Source organism: Virgibacillus carmonensis (assembly GCF_057836705.1).
The window spans coordinates 1-520 of sequence record NZ_JBYQFJ010000409.1; the positions used below are offsets into that span (position 1 = coordinate 1).

Annotated in this window: 1 protein-coding gene; it reads right to left on the reverse strand. The window is 37.7% G+C overall.

From position 1 onward, the window contains the following. Positions 1-520: UbiA family prenyltransferase (locus AC3G7N_RS22610; RefSeq protein ID WP_489424339.1), on the reverse strand; the 520-nt coding region annotated here is incomplete at both ends.

Genomic DNA, 520 nt, shown 5'->3' on the forward strand with positions numbered 1-520 from the left:
CTGCGATTTTACCGCTGAAAAATACCACCAATGACCATAATGGAAGTAGATCAACAACGATGTAATAAAGCGTCAATGCATATGAAATAATAAATAAAATGCCTAGCAAAGTTACCGCATTTTTTCGACCCAGCAGAATAGCAACCGTTTTTCGTCCGTTTAATTTATCGCCATCCAGGTCACGAATATTATTAGATAGCATGATACAACCAATGAAAATGGCGATTGGAATAGAAATCCAAATAATTTCTAATGTAATATGTGCGGTTTGAATGTAATAACTGATTCCGATAATAACGGTTCCCATGAAAAAGCCGGAAAAGATTTCGCCTAACGGTGTATATGCGATTGGATATGGCCCTCCAGTATATAAATATCCGAATAACATACAAATTAAACCAATCACGGCTATCCAAAAAGTTGACTCCAGGCAAATGTACACACCAAGCAGTGCAGCGATACCAAAAAATGTTAGTGCCAGACGCAGGACAGTTTTTGGTGCAATACCATCACGAACAAT